Genomic DNA, 17,680 nt, shown 5'->3' with positions numbered 1-17,680 from the left:
CTCCGATATTTTTATTTTGATTTTGCAGAAATAGTTAGATGTTTATTAAAAAATTTATTGGCGGAAGTAAATATTGTTTTTAGTCTATTTAAAGTATATATACTACTTATATTAAAAATAAACAGTGGAGATGAGGATAACTAGTGGAGGTCCTTTCGGTTTTCATTGACCATATTTTTTTAATTTCTGTTGTAATTCAATATTCCTCATCTCTGTCGACTAATTTCCTAATGACTCTTGCAGGAACGCCTACAGCCAGACTGTTGTCAGGAATATCTTTTGTTACGACTGCTCCAGCGCCAACAACGACATTGTCTCCAATGGTAACTCCTGGAAGAACAGTAACGTTGCCGCCCAACCATACATCATTGCCTATTCTGATTTCAGTTCCCTGAGCCATATGCTCTCTTCGGGCTTGTGGGTTTAAAGGATGGTTGACAGTAGTTATCAATGTATTTGGACCAATCATAACATTATCGCCAATGTAAACTTCTTTAATGTCCAGAATTGTTAAATTAAAATTTCCTGTAAAATTATTTCCAATGAAAATGTTTTTTCCGTTATCAAAACAGAAGCGTTTTGCTATCCAAACCTTTTCGCCTACGGAACCTAAAATCTCTTTTAGAACTTCATGCTGTTTGTCCAAATCATCTTCTGGAAGTGAATTGAATATGTTGGCATTTTGTATCGCTTTTAATTTCATTAATGAGATTTCTTCATCGTCGTAACAGTATTCTAATCCTGCTTTCATTTTTTCAATTTCTTTCATAGACAAATATTTGTCAATTTAAATTAAAAGAGTTATGGGTATTAGAAATTACTTTCAATCACTTCATTTTAATGATAAGCATTGCTATATCGTCAACGAGTTCTTGATTGTTGCAGAATTTGTTGATATCATTTTCAATGGCTTTTATAATGATGCTTGGTTCATTATCCTTATTTTGATTTATGATTTTTTGAAGATTCTCCTCTCCATAAAATCCGTTATGCCCGTCGTTTGCATAAGTGATTCCATCGGTATATAGGAATAATGAATCATTAGGTTTTAAGTGCAGGGCATGTTTTTCATAATGTATATCTTCCATTCCAGCTAAAAGCAGTCCAGGTTTTGCATCCAGGAACTCAAAATTACCCTCATTTCGTTTGATTAATGGTTTTTTGTGTCCTGCATTAACATAAGATAATTCTCCGGTTTTTGTATTAAGTTTTCCAAGCCAACAACCGATGAACAATTCTTCAATATTGTCTTTACAGAGTTCGTTGTTGACCTCATAGAATACTTCGGATAGATCTGAATAATATGTGGCATAATCACGAATTAATGTCATTGCTTTTACCATGATCAAGGCAGTTGACACACCTTTTCCACTAACGTCGCCTATTACAAATCCAACGTTTTCATCATCGATTTTGAAATAGTCATAGAAGTCCCCTCCAACCTTGCGTGCAGCTTTCATAAATCCCCAAAGACTTAAATTATTATTTTCATTGAACTCTTCAAAGTCTGTTGGAACCATTGAATATTGAATTTCGTGAGCTAATTTGAGTTCTGTTTCATATCTATCTTTTTCTTTGGTTAAATCCAATAGGTTGTTGGAGTAGACTACGAATTCCTTTTGCATGTTAAGCAAGGAGTCAGATAATGATTTTATTTCATTATTAACTGTAATCGAATTTAGATTATTAACCAAATCCTCTAAATCGTTATCATCACTTATTTCTTCAGAAAGATATGAGGATAATTGATTAATCGGTTTTATAACCTGTTTTTCCAAAAATAACATATAAATTACTAATGGTATTAAAATGGCCAGGAAGAACCCGGATATAATCATCAGATAATTTAAAAATTCAGATGTAACATTGTATTCGTAAAATCCGCTTATTGTTAAGGAGATCAATAGAATTGTAGGGATTATAATTAGGACAACGAATATTGAAATGAATGTCTTATAAAACATTGAAAGTTCTTGGATATTGTTTATTTTATAAACATCCTCATCAAATGGTTTAAATAAGAAAATTGTTGATAACAATAAAACGAAGGCCAAAGACCAAATATTTGAATTTGCTAATGTAAATATTGAAAGAATTATTGAAATCAAGAAGAGCAAATCATAAATTCTCATCGGCAGAATCTTTTTGAACTGTTTTTTTGGAGTATATGCTGCAACATTTAATTTTCCGAATATTCCAATTCCCAACAAAAGAAGGATTATTCCCAATACAAATATCATGTAATAACTTTCAAGATTCAATTTGATGGTCAGGTCAAATATCTGATTGGTGAACAGGTATGTCTGTAAAATCATGACTAGAATAATTATTATTATTTTAAGGAAATTGAAAAAACTGTTTAAATTTGGTATTTCAAAACCTTTTTTATGCTTTATTGAGTACCACAGTTTCCAAGGTATTATTCCCAATACAATAATAGTTGAAGCGCTCAGCAGTATTGTTAAAGGATTGGTCATGTCCAAAAATAAGACCCAATATATGATTTCAACTATGGTAAATCCTAATATTGAGTATGGACCTAACAATAAGCCTAATGTGGGTAAGGATGATAATTCTAAGTGGATTGAATTATTATCGAAGCAGAGGAATCCGATTAAAATAAATGCTATATTTACAATCATGGATATTAATATAATAAATTTTCGTGATTTAAAAAGTTCTTTACTAATCATTTTCCACCCGCCCTTGATATTTTATAATCATCATTGTGGTATCGTCAAATTGTTCGTTGTTATTGCAGAATTTGTTAATGTCTTTATTGATCTCATTTATTATGTCGCTTAATTTCTCATCTTTATTTTTATTGATTATTTCTTTTAAACGATTTTCTCCATAAAATTCATCATAATTGTCATTGGCTTCAGTTACTCCATCAGTATACAGGAATATCATGTCTCCAGGGTTTAAATTAATTTCATGTTCTGTATATTTCATGTCTTCCATTCCTCCAATGACCAAATTCGGACGAGTATCCAGATACTCAAAATCATTGGAATCATGTTTAATTAAGGGCTGGTTGTGTCCGGCATTAACATAAGACAATTTTCCACTCTTCAAATTCAGTTTTCCAATCCAGCTTGTTACAAACAACTCTTCATCATTTCTTTCATAGGCCAAATTGTTTACCTTTTCTATCATCTGAGATAGGTCATTATTAAATTTCGAATGATTTTTTATTAGATACATTGTCTTGACCATAAATAAGGTTGCAGGAATCCCTTTACCGCTAACGTCGCCTATGACAAGATATACATTGTCATCATCGATTTTGAAATAGTCATAGAAATCGCCTCCAACTTCACTTGCAGGTTTCATGGAGGCATAGACTTCAAAGGGTTCATGCTCTGAAAAATCATCGAAATTATATGGCACCATGTTTGATTGGATTTTGCTTGCTATATCAAATTCTGTTTTAAATATTTCCTTTTCGGAAGTTGTTATCTGAATTTGATTTAGATTATTTTTAATCTTATAATATGACCTTACAAATGAATTGGCCAATAATCCGATACTGTCCTTTCCAATGTATTTTTTCACCTTGACAATTGTCTCGCCCCTATTTTCGGCTTTAAAGTAATTGTCTGCAGTATTGATTAGGGCATAAAGAGGATCAGTGATAGTTTTTTCAATGTATCGGATATGGATTAAGGAAATTAATAATATTAGCACGCTTGTGAATGAAACCATTAGTAAAAGCTGATATGACGGGTCTAGTCCAGGGGCAATCGAAAGGATTAACATCTTGAAGTATCCGAAGTTCAATACGATTGTAATGGTAATGATGATTAAAAATATCAGTATTATTTCTTCAATAATTGAATAATTGTCATTTCCCTTTTTAATTTCCACATCGAAAGAATTGAAATATATCAATATTGAAGTTACTATTAAAACAAAGAAGAAAATATGCTTTATAAATCTAATACTCACAATAAATTCCTTAAACATGATATAAGCAACGCATATTAAAAGTACTGTTAAAAGATAATATGGGTTTATATTAATTTTTGTAATCCTTCTTTTAGGAGTTCGTAAAGGTATTTTAAGGATATTGAAAGAGCTAATCAGCAATAGTCCAAACACTATGGAAAATGTGATTATATTTAGAAGATATGGCACGTTAAAATCTACATCGGTAACGGAATATGTATAATTTAAACCAGGATAGAGCGAAAAGGAAATGACCAGTAATGCGAAGTATACAATTGAAACAATTACAGTTATTGAAAAAAATTTAACGATATTGTGTGTTGAGTTAAATCTTGGAGTGTCTATTTTTCCTTTATTAAGTATTGAATACCATAATTTATATGCGAGTATTGAAATGAAAAAGGTGGTTGCAAAATCAATAATCGGAGTAGGAAAACCTATTCCCTCTATTAGTTCCCCAGTTAATGTTGCAAATGCAAAACCCAAAGCTCCTGCGGGACCAAACATTAAACCAAATGTTGGAGCAAAAGCCATATCTATAAATATAAAATTTCCGCCTATCCTTTGGTATTCAAATAGGTAGTTCAATATCAATTCAACACAAAATGTGAAAATGAATATGAATGTTGTATTGTTGAATAATTTTCTTATCTTTTCGGGAACCATCTAATTATATATCTTGAATATTTAAATATATAACATTTTTCAATTAATTTTTAAAAAATGTTTGTATTTTGTCGAACGAATTGGAATTTCTTTTTTAATTTACATTTCTAATTCGATTTCTTTAAATAATTTTCAATCTGTTAGTCTTCAGCATTGAAATTGGAAATGAAATGAAAATTGATATAGATATATATATATTTTGAAACTTAAAAATAGTAATGTGTATATTTTCAGCTGGTAGAATTATGAATTTATTGAGTAGTGAAAATAAATTATTGAATTTCTTTTTTAAAAACTATTTATTCGGCACAGTAATATCTGTTGTACTCACTATTCTGACTGTTCTTCTTAATGGAATAATTGTCGGCAATTTTTTTGGCAAGATTGGTCTTGCGGCATTCGGTTTGGCAATGCCCATTATTTATGCCAACTTGGCGATAGGATACATCTTCTCATTTGGAGGATCCATTGTCGCATCCAATAATATGGCTGATGAAAATAGAGTCAACAACAATTTCTCAGTGACATGTATTGTTGCATTTATTGCCGGTGTAATCTTAACAGCTTTATTGCTTGTTTTTTCATCAGATGTTGCTCAGATACTTGGAGCTTCCAGCGAATCGTTCACTGCAACAGTATCAATTATGAGAGGATTGTTTTTAGGAATTTTGCCGTTGATGTTTTTATATATTTTTGTAAACTATTCAAGAATCGATGGTTATCCTCTATTGGGCCTTTATGCCGGTTTAATATTATTTATATTAAATCTTATTTTGGATTTTGTATTCGTATTGATTTTAAAAATGGATATATTTGGTATTGGACTTGCAACCGCATTAAGCACTTCAATTACAGCATTATTCCTATTAATGCATTTTCTCTCAAAAAAAAGTTCATATAAGTTCCAAAAAAATTTGGAATTTAAAATGGAACTCTCCCAAATATTTAAATCCGGACTTCCTACAGCTTTAAATCAAGTTTATAACATGCTTCGAACAATAATTACAAATAATTTGGGAGCGATGGTTGGAGGAGTAATATTTTTGGGTGCACTTTCCGTACAATCAAACGTTTATGTATTGTTATGCAGTGTCGGCATTGGAATTGGATCAACTACTTTAGCATTAGGCGGTGTATTTTATGGTGAAAATGATAAAACACATTTGGAACAGTTACTTGAAATATCAATAAAATATGCATTAATTTTCATTTTTATTATTTCCATATTGCTGTTTATTTTCGCTCCGTATTTCGTTAATATGTTTGGAAATAATCCCGAGGTGTATGGTACTGCAGTAAGGGGCCTTAGAATATTTGCATGGTCTTTGCCGTTTTCTGGATTATGCTTCATTTTTTTAAACTTTTATAATGCAACACAACAGCTAAAAATTGCCAATTACATAAGCTTTGCCCATAGTTTCTTATTCTTATCTGCATTTTCAGGCATATTCTCATTTCTAATTGGAGGGGATGGTATCTGGATAAGTTTCGTATTGTGTGAAATTGTTACATTGATTAGTTTGCCGTTCATAATCAAACTAAAGACTAAAAAATTCCCCAAATCATTAGGCGATTTTGTTATTGTGGAAGAAAATGAATTTCCATCTGAAGACACTTTTACAGCATATATTGAATCTGAAGAGGAGTTGCTGGATATCGTAGAAAATATTGATGAAAAACTGAAGGGTAATGACTTGGATAATAAAACTAAACTGAAAATACAGTTGCTTCTTGAAGAGATGGGAAATAATATTCTTACCCATGCATATAAATCTGATAAAAATAAATATTTAAATATCCGGATTCTTTACAAAAATACGGAAGAAATCATTATTTATTTCCAGGATAATGGTGTTCCTTTTGATATGGGAGGAGATTACTGGAAAAAAGAGGAGTTTTATGGAATTAAGATTATCAAAAACTTTTCAACAGATATAAATTATAATCATAATCTTAAATTAAATAACAACAAGATTATCATTCCTAAAAATTAGATCGGTGAATTTATGGATATAGAAAAGCAAAAAGACGGAAAAAAATTAGATGTTAAATTGGTTGGCAGATTGGATACAAAAAGTGCCCCCCAACTCAGAGAATCGCTAAAAGATGACTTAACTGATGTTGAAGAGTTGACCTTTGATTTATCTGAACTAATATATATTTCAAGTGCTGGGCTTAGAATAATCCTGTCTGCTCAAAAGAAAATGAACAAACAGGGGTCTATGAAAGTAACCAATGTTCAGGATATTGTGATGGAGGTATTTGAATCAACTGGATTCGTAGATATATTGACAATCGAATAGGTATGAGGTTGAATAATGGATTTAAGCAATATAGATATTTCTAAATTATCCTTTCCAGAACAATTTTACTTAAAATGTATTTCGAATGGGAATAAGGTTCGTGAATCATTGGATGTCATGACACAGGACCCTATGAAATATAATACTGATTTATTGATGAAAATTCTTGAGGATAACAAGGAAACTGAGTATGGCCAAAAATTTGATTTTGCAAACATTAAAAGTGTTGAAGAATATCAAAATAAGGTCCCTATAACTGATTATGATAGCTATGCGGATTATATTTATAGGATGACTGAAAATGGTGAGAAAAATCTATTGACATCCTATGAAGTAAATCATTATGCAAAATCATCAGGTACAATGGGAAACCCTAAAAGGATACCTACTTCCTCTCTTAATCAGGAACTCAATATGAAATATAATTATGCTTATCTGTTTAATCTGTTTGCCGAAAAGGTCGGCCTTGACTGGATTAAATATCCATTTTTAAATTTAACTGAACTCTCTATATCTACATTGCCATCTGGTGATACTTATGGCTCTATTTCAGGCAAGATAATGAGTGGTTTTGGTGATAAAATATCTGAGTTCACCACCTCTCCAATTGAAGCTTTAATTCCTCAGGTTGGAACTGACATTCGTTATATTAATGCACGTTTTGCACTAATCAATCCGGACATTTCATTTACAATAACAAGTTTTGTTAGTCTGTTTTTAGAAGTTCTACGTTACATTAAAGGTAATTGGGAACTCTTGGTTAGGGATATTGAAAACGGCACTGTTGACGATTCTGTAAAGATGTCGGAGGAAGTTCGCAAAAGTTTACTTGGAAAAATCGAACCGATGCCTGAAAGAGCAGAAGAACTTAGAAAAATATTCAAAGAAGGTTTTGATGAACCTATCGTTCCTAAAATTTGGCCAAGAATGCTGCTTCTAATAGGTTGTGGAAGTGGAGGTTTTGCGAATTATCTTGAAAAGATAAAAGATTTCACAGGACCTGACTTTAATTTTGCAATAATAGGGTTAACTGCATCTGAAGGCATATTTTCACTTTTCACAGAATTGAACAGTCGTGATGCAATTCTCATACCTGACAGCATGTTTTATGAATTTTTGCCATTGGATGCCGATGGGGACTACAGTAAAATCGTGACTTTGGATAAACTGGAAGAAGGAAAAGAATATGAGGTCATTACTACTAATCTGTCCGGATTTTACCGTTACAGGATGAAGGATGTTGTTCGCTGTACCGGAAGATATAATGACACACCAAAGATTGAATTTTTATATAGGCTGGATCAATGTTTAAGTTTGGCTGGTGAGAAGGTTAATGAAGAAAACTTAAGGGCGGCAGCATATAAAACTGAAAAGGATTTCGGATTTGATTTAGTCGATTTTTCAGTTTATGCCGATTGCGGCTCATCGCCTATGAAATATGTCTATTTGATGGAAGTGGAGGATTTTCCTGAAGACCTAACAAAAGAAATTCTTCAGGAAAGATTGAATGAGAATTTCTGTGCAACAGACCCGGTTTTATGCAATAAAATTGAAAAAACTTTACTTGGAAAAACAGAGCTTCATTTGTTGCAACCGGAAACTTATATACTCTATAAAGAATTAAAAGTTGCTAGAGGAACTTCTCCCGCTCAAGTTAAACCTCCTAGAATATTAAGGGATGAACAAGATTTGAATTTCTTCAATATTTTAATTGATGAAGAATTAGATCGAGCCAGGGGTTTAAATATGGAAGAAATTGTTTTAGAATCTAAAGTGGACAATTTAGATTCACTTTTATTAAGAATTGAAGAATTCCTCGAATATAAAGGAATTCCAATGAAGTCCATATTGCAATTGGAATTGGTTATTGAGGAATTATTTATAAATATCTGTAATTATGCATATGAAAAAGAAGGAGAAATAAAAATCAAATATGCACTTTTGGAAAGTCCTTTGAAGATAATAATGAGTTTTATAGATGAGGGAATGGAGTTCAATCCTCTCAACAAGGAGACTCCTGATTTGACTCTTGATGCAGATCAAAGGGAGATTGGGGGATTAGGACTAACAATAGTTCGGAAAAATGTAGATAAGATTGATTATAATTATGAAAACAATCATAATGTTCTAACCATTGAAAAGATATTTTAATTCGTCCAATTTCTCAATTTAGACAGAATTTTTCCTTTGTTCAATGTAGCAATCCATTTGATATATTGAAGTTCTCTTTCAAATTTCTCTAAATTATCATCTTCGCCATTCCCCTATGATAAATCAGAATAGTGCAGTCCTAAAGAATAATTGTATATTAGATAGATTACAGGTATGACAAAACATAAATATACAATGAATCCAACATAAGGCACAAATATAACCAAATCTGTAATTATGCTGACTATCCCCAACTGAATACCCATAACAATGCACCCTCCAATGAATTTAACTAAACCTATTTGGGAGCCGGAATTTTTTTGGTTAAAATTCGACCAAATTCATTTCTTTTTTCTTATTTTTCATGTTATTTCTGATACTTTTACAGTGTTATTCGTGTGTTGTTTGGACTTATCATTAAAAACAATATAATTAATTAATAAGTAGGTATAGACTATTATATAATTGAATGGTGAGGTAAGGGGATGAAGATTAAATCAAAATATCTTGTAATTATTCTTATAATATGCATCATTTTCAACATCACAACAGTTTTAGCAAGTGATAATCACAATGATGCGGATTCATCTAATCCGTTTGATTTCAATATTAATGATTGGATAGGAGAACTATTGGGAACAGATTATAAATCATTTAATGATTTATCTAAGGATATGAAAGATTGTAATGATACTTTTGATATGAAAAATGATTATAAGTATGGTGAAAGCGATAATGAATCGACTTTGATTTTCTTTAAAGACAATTTTGTGATAAATGGTAATAATCATGTTATAGACTGTTCCAACAAGACAGTTTCATTGAATTTTCCAAATCCAAATGTAAACGTTACAATTAATGATTTGACATTTGTTAACTGCAATATGTCAGTCTCACTTGATTTGGGGAGTAAATTCAACTTAAACAATGTTAATTTTACCAACGATAATCCTGGAGATAATTCGAGTTCATTTGAGGTGCCACAATCACATGATCTGATTTTAAATAATTGTGATTTTGATTCAAGCGTCCTCGCTGCATCGTATGTAAATACTGCAGTTTATAATTCTCATTTCCATAATGTTGATTATAAGGAAGCTTCTATAACCGTTGACAGAAATGATTTGTTTATTGAAAATTCTACTTTTGAAAATATAAGCACTAAATATGGGGCAGTTAATTTCAAGGGGGTTTGCCTGTCAGTTAAAAATTCAACATTTGGAAATGTACATTCCGATTTAAGCGGAGGCGCAATTCTTGGAGCCTACTATATGGTTCAATCAAACTTAGGAAATGAATCTTTTTTGTATCGACAGGGCGAAGATATGATAATTGACAATTGTGCATTCTCCAATACTTCCTCAAATCATGATGGAGGCGCAGTCTATATGGATTTCAGCGCTGACGATGAATATAAGTCAGGTCCTATGCACATATCCAATTGTAATTTCACCGATTCTGTTTCAGGATTTGGAGGATCCTTTGTAGCCCAAAGTGGGCTGATAGATATTTCCAACACAAATTTTATTAATTCCAAAGCAAATGATCTTGGTGGGGCAATCTATACTACCTGGACCAATCTAACCTTAAACAATTGCAGTTTGATAAATAACAGTGCAGAATCTAATGCCGGAGCGGTTTATTTTGATTATGGAAACTTAACAATTGGAAATTCAAATTTCACTGGAAATAATGTAAATTCAAACGCCACCGGCAATGAAAGCATAATTTATGCAAATGATGCTGCCGCCAAGGTTCATGATTCAACATTTAAAAACGGAGGAGTTGCAATATATGGAAACTTTGCAAGCGGCGATTCTGCTATTAAAAAAGTCAATTCAACCGATAAATTTCTTATGAACAATACGGATTATATAACCTCTGTTGAAAACAAGGGAGTACACCTTAACCTGGTTAATAACAGCAGTGCTGTCACTAAACTGCCTTCCAAGTTTGACAGTCGTGAAAAAGGATGGACAAGCCCAATTAAATACCAGGGGGACAGCTACTCATGCTGGGCATTTGCCACTGCAGCGGCATTGGAATCCTCACTTTTAAAATCAACCGGTAAACTATACAACCTATCAGAAGACAATATTAATAATCTTCAATTGAAATATTATTCCGAAGGAGACCTTAGAAACAATCATACGGGCTTTGCATACAGTGGGCTGGGCCATTCATTAAGCTGGTATGGGATTGTCACTTCAAAAGACGATCCGTTTGATGAAAGGGGTATGATTTCCAGTGTTGTTCAAACAGATGAGAGAATTCATCTTCAAGATGCAATGATTGTCTTTGGCGGAAGAAACGATACAAATCAACTGCTTAAAAGTGCTGTAATCAATAATGGTGCAGCATCTGCCCAGTATTCCATTAATAAATTTAATTATAATGCTACAGATTATACTGTTGATGACATAGCGGGAAACGTGCATTTTGTTCCGGTAGTAGGTTGGGATGATAATTATCCTGCTGAAAACTTTAATGGAACTGATGGAGTTAAAAAGGGAACAATACCTAAAGGAAATGGGGCATGGCTTGTAAAGGATTCAGAAAATAGTAAGTTAAGCGAAAATGAGGGAACATTCATGGGTCAGGGAGGTTATGTCTGGATATCATACTATAATCCTTCATTTTTAGCGCCGGACATGAACGCAATCGTGCCTCAGCCGGCAGCGGTATCATACATATTTGAAAATGACAATGATTATCATGTAAACTACCAAACAGATTTAACCGGTCTTTGCGGGTTTGATGGAAAATACACTCAATATTCAAACGAGTTCACCTCAAAATATTCCGAAAACATTGGTGCTGTTGGAACCTACTTCAACGAGTCCGGAATCCAATATTCGTTTGACATCTATGTGAATGGGCAAAAAGTTCACAATCAAAGTGGAATCAGTGATTTTGCAGGATTTAAAACTATAGTTCTGGACAAGTACGTTCCAATTAAAACCGGTGATGATTTTAAAGTAGTATTTAAAAATAATGCTCTTCCATATCAGGCCTATTCAAGACAGCACTATATGCCTAACATGTCCTTAATCAGTGAAGACGGCAATTCATGGAGTGATATTAGTTTAGAAAACAAAACGGTTTGTCTTAAAGTCTATACTGTGGGTTGATGATGTAGAAATCATCACAACAGTAATTTAACTGGTGTTTAAAATTTTTGGACTAAAATTAACATATCTGGAAAAAATCACTCACATTATTCATTATTAAAAAAAGAAAAAGATTATTCATTGAATAATCTTGTATTTTAACTGTTTTCAGGGATTTCCCCGAACCATTCGGTTTTTTTACCAATGTAATATATAATTGCACATAGAATTACTTCAAAAACAATGGATATTACCACATCTGTCAGCTCTGCATTTGAGGTTGCTGACTGAATTCCCAGCATGATGAGTAATGAAATGGACAGGTTGTTTGCTGTATGCAATGCGGAACTCACTTCTATACCATTGGCTTTCCATGCTAAAAATCCCATAATAATTCCTGAAAATAATATTTCAATGTTTCCAAATAGGTTGTAGTCGTGAGATACTGCAAATACTATTGCCTGCAGAATTAATGCAACCACAGGTATTTTAAACCATGATCCGAATGTCTGCATAATGAGTCCACGGTATAGGTACTCTTCGGCAATGCACTGGAGAGGGACGCAAATCAGGGTAATTATTAAAAATCCTATTGAAAAATGATAAGTTCCCTCAGGCCCTTTTATTGCAGCTTCCACTCCTCCCAGTATCAGGAAAGCTACAAACGGAATTATCAGTGCTTTCAGGTAGAGCTTGAAATTCCATCCGCCTCTTGAAGATGAATATGAAGAGAATGGTCTGTCCCTAACGATTAAAGTTGCAATGTAAAGTGACGGAATCAAAATAATCACTCCCAAATCACTGAAAATTTCACCCAGTTCTGTATTTAAAACTTCATATCCTCCTTCCATGATGCTATTGATTAAGTTTTCTCCATATACTGCATCAAAAATTACTGCCAATATTAAATTTAATATTATATATATTACCAGGCCCACAATGAAAACTAGTATCGGTTTATACCATTTATATTTTTCAAAAGTTTTTGGAAATGTTATATATTCTGTAATTTCTTTTTCGGTCATGATTAATAGTTTAATAACTGTTCATATATTACTGTTAAACTATGTTTATATCCATTTCTTAAAATGTCTTCCAAAAATTTAATTAACCAATTAATTCAAACATAATTATAGCAAAGTTTGAAGAGATAGGTAAGCAAAATATCTTTTTGGTTGATAAGATGAATCTTAGGGTAAAAAATATTTCGAAAATCGGCGGTGTTGTTAAGGCACCACCTTCAAAAAGTTATTCACACAGGGCAGTAATTCTGGCCAGTCTGGCTAAAGGAACATCAAAACTGTATGACATGTTATATTCAGAAGATACTTTAGCGTCAATCAGAGTTTGTGAAGCTTTAGGTGCTAAAATAAATAAAACTGATGATTATTTGGAGATTATAGGGACTGGAGGCAAACTCCACAATTCATCCGCTGAACCAATTGATCTGGCAAATTCCGGAACTACCTTAAGATTAATGACTTCCATTTCAGCGTTAAGTGATAATGAAGTTACTTTGACCGGTGATGACTCTTTAAAAACTCGTCCAATGGGTTTGTTGATGAATGCATTAATGCCCTTGGGTGTTGAAACCGAATCCTTAAATGATAATGATAAGGCACCGATTTTAATCAGGCCGGGTTATCGTGGTGGAGAAACCAATATTATGGGAAATGTCAGTTCACAGTTCATATCATCAATTTTAATATCCTCTCCATTATCTGAACATGGAACCAGATTATATGTTCTGCCGGAATTCAAGTCAAAGCCTTATGTTAATATGACTTTGGATATAATGAGGAAATTTGGAGTTAAAACATTAAAGGGATATTATCTAAAGCATGACAACTGCGATAAGGATTATCAGGGATGCAGAATTGATGAATATGTCGTAAAAAAACAGGATTATGTTGCTTGCGATTACACTGTCGAGGGAGATTATTCATCAGCGTCTTATTTGCTTGCATTAATAGCTATTAATGGTGGAAAAGCCAAAATCAAAAATTTATTTAGGGATTCCAAGCAAGGAGATAAATATATTCTTGATATTTTGCAGAAGATGGGTGCAACAATCATTCGTGGCGATGATTATGTGGAAATTGCTTCAGAGGGTAACTTAAAGGCAATTGATGTCAATCTCTCAAATGCTCCGGATTTATTAATAACCGTTGCAGTTTTAGCGGCAATGGCTGAAGGCACAACCAATATTTCTGGTGTCGCTCATGCAAGAGTAAAGGAAACTGACAGGATAGATACAACATGTCGTGAACTTGAAAAACTTGGATGTAAATTAACTGAAAGGGAAGACGGTATGAGCATAACTGGGGGTGTGACTTCAGGAGTTGTAGACTCCCACGGTGACCACAGATTGGCAATGGCATTCAGCTTAATTGGCCTTAGGCATAACATTGAAATTACAAACGGGGAAGTCTTTGATGTGTCATTCCCTAATTTCATTGAATCAATGGCAGAACTTGGATTTGAATTGGAGTTAAAAAATGAATAAGGAAGAGCGTGTAATTGAACTTATAAATCAGCTTGAGAATACATTTGAGATAAGGACATTTCTTGATCAGAATCCGTATAGGGTATTGGTTAGAACAATTTTATCTCAAAGGACAAGGGATGAAAATACAGACCAGGCTACTGAAAATTTGTTTAACAAGTATAAAGATATTTATGAGGTTGTTGATGCTCCAATAGATGACATAAAGGAGTTAATCAAACCTGCGGGTTTTTATAATGTTAAGGCAGCAAGGATTCAGGAAGTCTCTCAGATTCTAATTGACCAGTATGGCGGTGAAGTTCCGGACACATTGGAGGAGCTTGTAAAACTTCCGGGAGTTGGAAGGAAAACTGCAAATTGTGTTTTGGTGTTTGCTTTTGACCTGCCGGCAATTCCGGTTGACACTCATGTTCACAGAATTTCTAATCGATTGGGTTTGGTTGATACTAAAGATCCCGAAGAAACTGAGGTAGAACTTTCAAAGATAGCTCCTAAGGATTTATGGGTTAAGTTGAATGATTTGATGGTACAGTTTGGTCAGAATATCTGCAAACCGATTGGTCCTCAGTGTGAGATTTGTCCATGTACCGATATTTGTGACTATTTTGAAGAAAACATTTAATTTTTTCTTTTTAAAATTTAGTTTAACCAAAACATTTATAAAGTAAAACAATGTTATATAACAATAGTTATTATAACGAATGTTATATTGACTTAAAAATAACCCTTTTAATATGCCTTAAAATAAATTAAATATAAGGAGAAAAAATCATGGCAAATATTATAGAATTAAAAAGAGGAGTGCTTGATAGCATAACTGATGCTATTGGAAATACTCCAATCGTAAGATTAAATAACTTAACTGAAGACTTGGAAGCAGAAGTGGACGTAAAAATCGAATCCTTCAATCCAACAGGTAGTGTCAAGGACCGTGTTGCAGTTGCAATGATTGAAGATGCCGAAGAGAAAGGTTTGCTTAAGCCTACTTCAACAATCATTGAACCAACCAGTGGAAACACAGGAATTGGTCTTGCATTTGCTGCAGCCGCTAAAGGCTATAAATTAATTTTAACCATGCCTGAAACCATGTCTGTTGAAAGAAGAAAATTCCTAAGTGTTTTAGGTGCTGAATTGGTATTGACTCCTGGTGCAGATGGAATGGGTGGAGCAATCGCAAAAGCTAACGAGCTTAATGAGGCAACTCCGGATTCAATTATATTGGGTCAGTTTGACAATCCCGCAAATGTTAAAATCCATGCTGAAACTACCGCTCAGGAAATCCTCAGAGACACTGAAGGTAAAGTTGATATTGTAATCGGTGGTGTCGGAACCGGAGGAACAATAACCGGAATTGGTAAAGTTCTCAAAAAAGAAGTTCCGGATGTTAAAATTGTTGCAGTAGAACCAAAAGACTCACAAACTCTTGGTAAAGGTGAAAAAGGTCCTCACAAAATCCAGGGTATCGGTGCAGGTTTTGTTCCTTCTATTTATGATGAAAGCGTAATCGATGAAATCATTCCTGTTGAAAATGAAGATGCGGGAAAAACCTTGCTTGCACTTGCTCGTGGGGAAGGTATATTCTCAGGTATTTCCTCTGGAGCAGCAACTTGGGCGGCATTGGAATTGGCTAAAAAAGAAGAAAACAAAGGTAAAAGAATAATTGCTATCTTACCTGATAATGGTGAAAGATATCTCTCAGTAGAATGGTTATTTGAATAAGAATAATTATTTATACTATATGTTATAAAAATTATAATCATATCTAAATCTTAGAGGTTTAACCAAATGTTTAATAATTTGAGGGATGAAATTAAAGCTATTAAAGAAAAAGATCCTGCAGCGCGTTCTACATTAGAGATTTTTCTCTGCTATCCGGGATTTTATGCTTTATTATTTCATAGACTAAGTCATTGGTTATGGAATCATTCCTTAAAGCTCTTGGCACGTATTATTTCTAATATAGCAAGGTTCCTTACTGGGATTGAAATTCATCCTGGTGCGACATTTGGTAAAAGAGTTTTCATTGATCATGGAATGGGTGTTGTTGTCGGTGAAACGGCAATAGTTGGTGATGATGTATTGCTGTATCAGGGAGTAATTCTCGGAGGAACCAGTACAGAAAAAACCAAAAGACATCCAACTGTTGAACGTGGAGTTATTGTTGGTGCTGGTGCCAAGGTGATGGGAAATATTACAATTGGAGAATATTCTAAAATCGGTACCGGTGCTGTTGTCCTAAAGGATGTTCCGCCGGAATCAACTTGTGTGGGCGTTCCAGGACGCATTGTTAAACGTAAAGGCGTATCTCACAAGGAAGTCGATCTTGACCATGGAAAACTTCCCGACCCAGTTGCTGATGCAATCAGAACTCTTGAAAAGCACCTCCAAGAAAATGATGAACGCTTTAAAATATTGTTCGATAAACATGAAATTTGTTTAACAGATGATATTAGAGATGAACAAGAAGATTTAGAGGATTTGTTTAAAAAATAGAAGGGATTTTTTATGAAACCGCCTTGTGAAATCGTGGTATGGTATGTAATACCTGCAATCAGATCAGAATTAGCAAAGGAACTTTTGAATTTGGGAATGAAACAGAAAGATGTTTCAGAACTTATGGATATTACTCAGCCTGCAGTATCTCAGTACATTACTGATAAACGTGGTAGTGGAATTAAGCTAGATGATAATGTAAGAGGATTGATTCGGGACTTTGCTAAGGAATTGTCTGATGGAACCGCCACAAAAGCTCAATTAATTGGAAGAACTTGTGCTATTTGTAAGCATGTTGAAACTGTGGATGTTTTAAGACAGCTTAATATCGACAAGTCCGAACTTGGGGAAGATTGTGAATCTTGTTTAGGTTCTGAAGTTAGTAAATGCTAAAAATATTGGAAAAAATAGTAAAGTATTTAAACTATTAACCACCAATATTTTATTATACTTTTAGTTTTACTGGCAAGTTTACCGAGTGGCTAGGTGTGTGGCTGCAG

The 17,680-nt window shown here is 33.3% G+C and carries 14 protein-coding genes; 9 read left to right on the top strand and 5 right to left on the bottom strand.

All coding sequences use genetic code 11. The features are described 5' to 3' along the window. Positions 1-196: 196 nt before the first annotated feature. Genes ACJMLO_RS08165 through ACJMLO_RS08155 form a run of 3 tightly spaced genes read right to left on the bottom strand, consistent with a single transcriptional unit; the run spans position 197 to position 4,617 of the window. Entirely contained in the window at positions 197-769 is a 573-nt protein-coding gene (locus ACJMLO_RS08165; protein ID WP_405295696.1) for a sugar O-acetyltransferase, read from the bottom strand. Between the two features lie 58 nt (positions 770-827). Continuing rightward, on the bottom strand, positions 828-2,642 hold the full coding sequence (locus ACJMLO_RS08160; RefSeq protein ID WP_405295694.1) for a PP2C family protein-serine/threonine phosphatase: 1,815 nt from the start codon (positions 2,640-2,642) through the stop codon (positions 828-830). A gap of 43 nt (positions 2,643-2,685) precedes the next feature. Next, positions 2,686-4,617 (bottom strand): PP2C family protein-serine/threonine phosphatase, encoded by a 1,932-nt coding sequence (locus tag ACJMLO_RS08155; protein WP_405295692.1) that lies wholly within the window; start codon positions 4,615-4,617, stop codon positions 2,686-2,688. 245 nt (positions 4,618-4,862) lie between these two features. Between ACJMLO_RS08155 and ACJMLO_RS08150 the strand changes: the two genes are divergently transcribed. The 3 genes from ACJMLO_RS08150 to ACJMLO_RS08140 are packed head-to-tail and all read left to right on the top strand — an operon-like array spanning position 4,863 to position 9,071. Beyond that, the gene (locus ACJMLO_RS08150) at positions 4,863-6,611 is read left to right on the top strand and encodes an MATE family efflux transporter (protein WP_405295690.1); all 1,749 of its coding nucleotides are present in this window, start codon (positions 4,863-4,865) and stop codon (positions 6,609-6,611) included. A 12-nt stretch (positions 6,612-6,623) separates the two neighbouring features. Next, positions 6,624-6,920, top strand: coding sequence for an STAS domain-containing protein (locus ACJMLO_RS08145; RefSeq protein ID WP_405295688.1), 297 nt, complete (start codon positions 6,624-6,626; stop codon positions 6,918-6,920). 15 nt (positions 6,921-6,935) lie between these two features. Continuing rightward, positions 6,936-9,071, top strand: coding sequence for a GH3 auxin-responsive promoter family protein (locus ACJMLO_RS08140; RefSeq protein WP_405295686.1), 2,136 nt, complete (start codon positions 6,936-6,938; stop codon positions 9,069-9,071). A gap of 113 nt (positions 9,072-9,184) precedes the next feature. Here the strand turns inward: ACJMLO_RS08140 and ACJMLO_RS08135 are convergent, their stop codons facing one another. After that, the gene (locus ACJMLO_RS08135) at positions 9,185-9,337 is read right to left on the bottom strand and encodes a hypothetical protein (protein ID WP_405295684.1); all 153 of its coding nucleotides are present in this window, start codon (positions 9,335-9,337) and stop codon (positions 9,185-9,187) included. Between the two features lie 219 nt (positions 9,338-9,556). Here ACJMLO_RS08135 and ACJMLO_RS08130 point away from each other — a divergent pair, with 219 nt between their 5' ends. Beyond that, positions 9,557-12,202, top strand: a complete 2,646-nt coding sequence (locus ACJMLO_RS08130) for a C1 family peptidase (RefSeq protein WP_405295682.1) — start codon at positions 9,557-9,559, stop codon at positions 12,200-12,202. Positions 12,203-12,339: 137 nt separating this feature from the next. On the opposite strand, the gene ACJMLO_RS08125 is transcribed toward ACJMLO_RS08130, so the two are convergent. Beyond that, positions 12,340-13,083, bottom strand: a complete 744-nt coding sequence (locus ACJMLO_RS08125; RefSeq protein ID WP_405295680.1) for a CPBP family intramembrane glutamic endopeptidase — start codon at positions 13,081-13,083, stop codon at positions 12,340-12,342. Between the two features lie 281 nt (positions 13,084-13,364). On the opposite strand from ACJMLO_RS08125, the gene aroA reads away from it, so the two are divergent. From aroA to ACJMLO_RS08100, 5 genes are all read left to right on the top strand, one after another. Continuing rightward, a complete protein-coding gene (gene aroA, locus ACJMLO_RS08120) occupies positions 13,365-14,687 on the top strand; it encodes a 3-phosphoshikimate 1-carboxyvinyltransferase (RefSeq protein WP_405295678.1) in 1,323 nt (440 codons plus the stop codon). Beyond that, positions 14,680-15,309 carry an endonuclease III gene (nth, locus tag ACJMLO_RS08115; protein ID WP_405295676.1) on the top strand — a complete coding sequence of 210 codons (630 nt, stop codon included), beginning with the start codon at positions 14,680-14,682 and terminating at the stop codon, positions 15,307-15,309. Before aroA ends, nth begins: the two co-directional genes overlap by 8 nt. Before the next feature lie 149 nt (positions 15,310-15,458). After that, complete coding sequence (cysK, locus tag ACJMLO_RS08110) at positions 15,459-16,406, top strand: cysteine synthase A (protein ID WP_405295674.1); 948 nt, start codon at positions 15,459-15,461, stop codon at positions 16,404-16,406. Positions 16,407-16,472: 66 nt separating this feature from the next. Then, the gene (cysE, locus tag ACJMLO_RS08105; protein WP_405295672.1) at positions 16,473-17,180 is read left to right on the top strand and encodes a serine O-acetyltransferase; all 708 of its coding nucleotides are present in this window, start codon (positions 16,473-16,475) and stop codon (positions 17,178-17,180) included. 12 nt (positions 17,181-17,192) lie between these two features. Continuing rightward, positions 17,193-17,573 (top strand): transcriptional regulator, encoded by a 381-nt coding sequence (locus tag ACJMLO_RS08100; protein ID WP_405295670.1) that lies wholly within the window; start codon positions 17,193-17,195, stop codon positions 17,571-17,573. Positions 17,574-17,680 lie beyond the last annotated feature (107 nt).

This window comes from Methanobrevibacter sp., from assembly GCF_045120835.1.
GTDB lineage: Archaea > Methanobacteriota > Methanobacteria > Methanobacteriales > Methanobacteriaceae > Methanocatella.
Note: the sequence above shows the minus strand (reverse complement) of the source record. Positions and strands in the feature narration are given on the sequence as shown.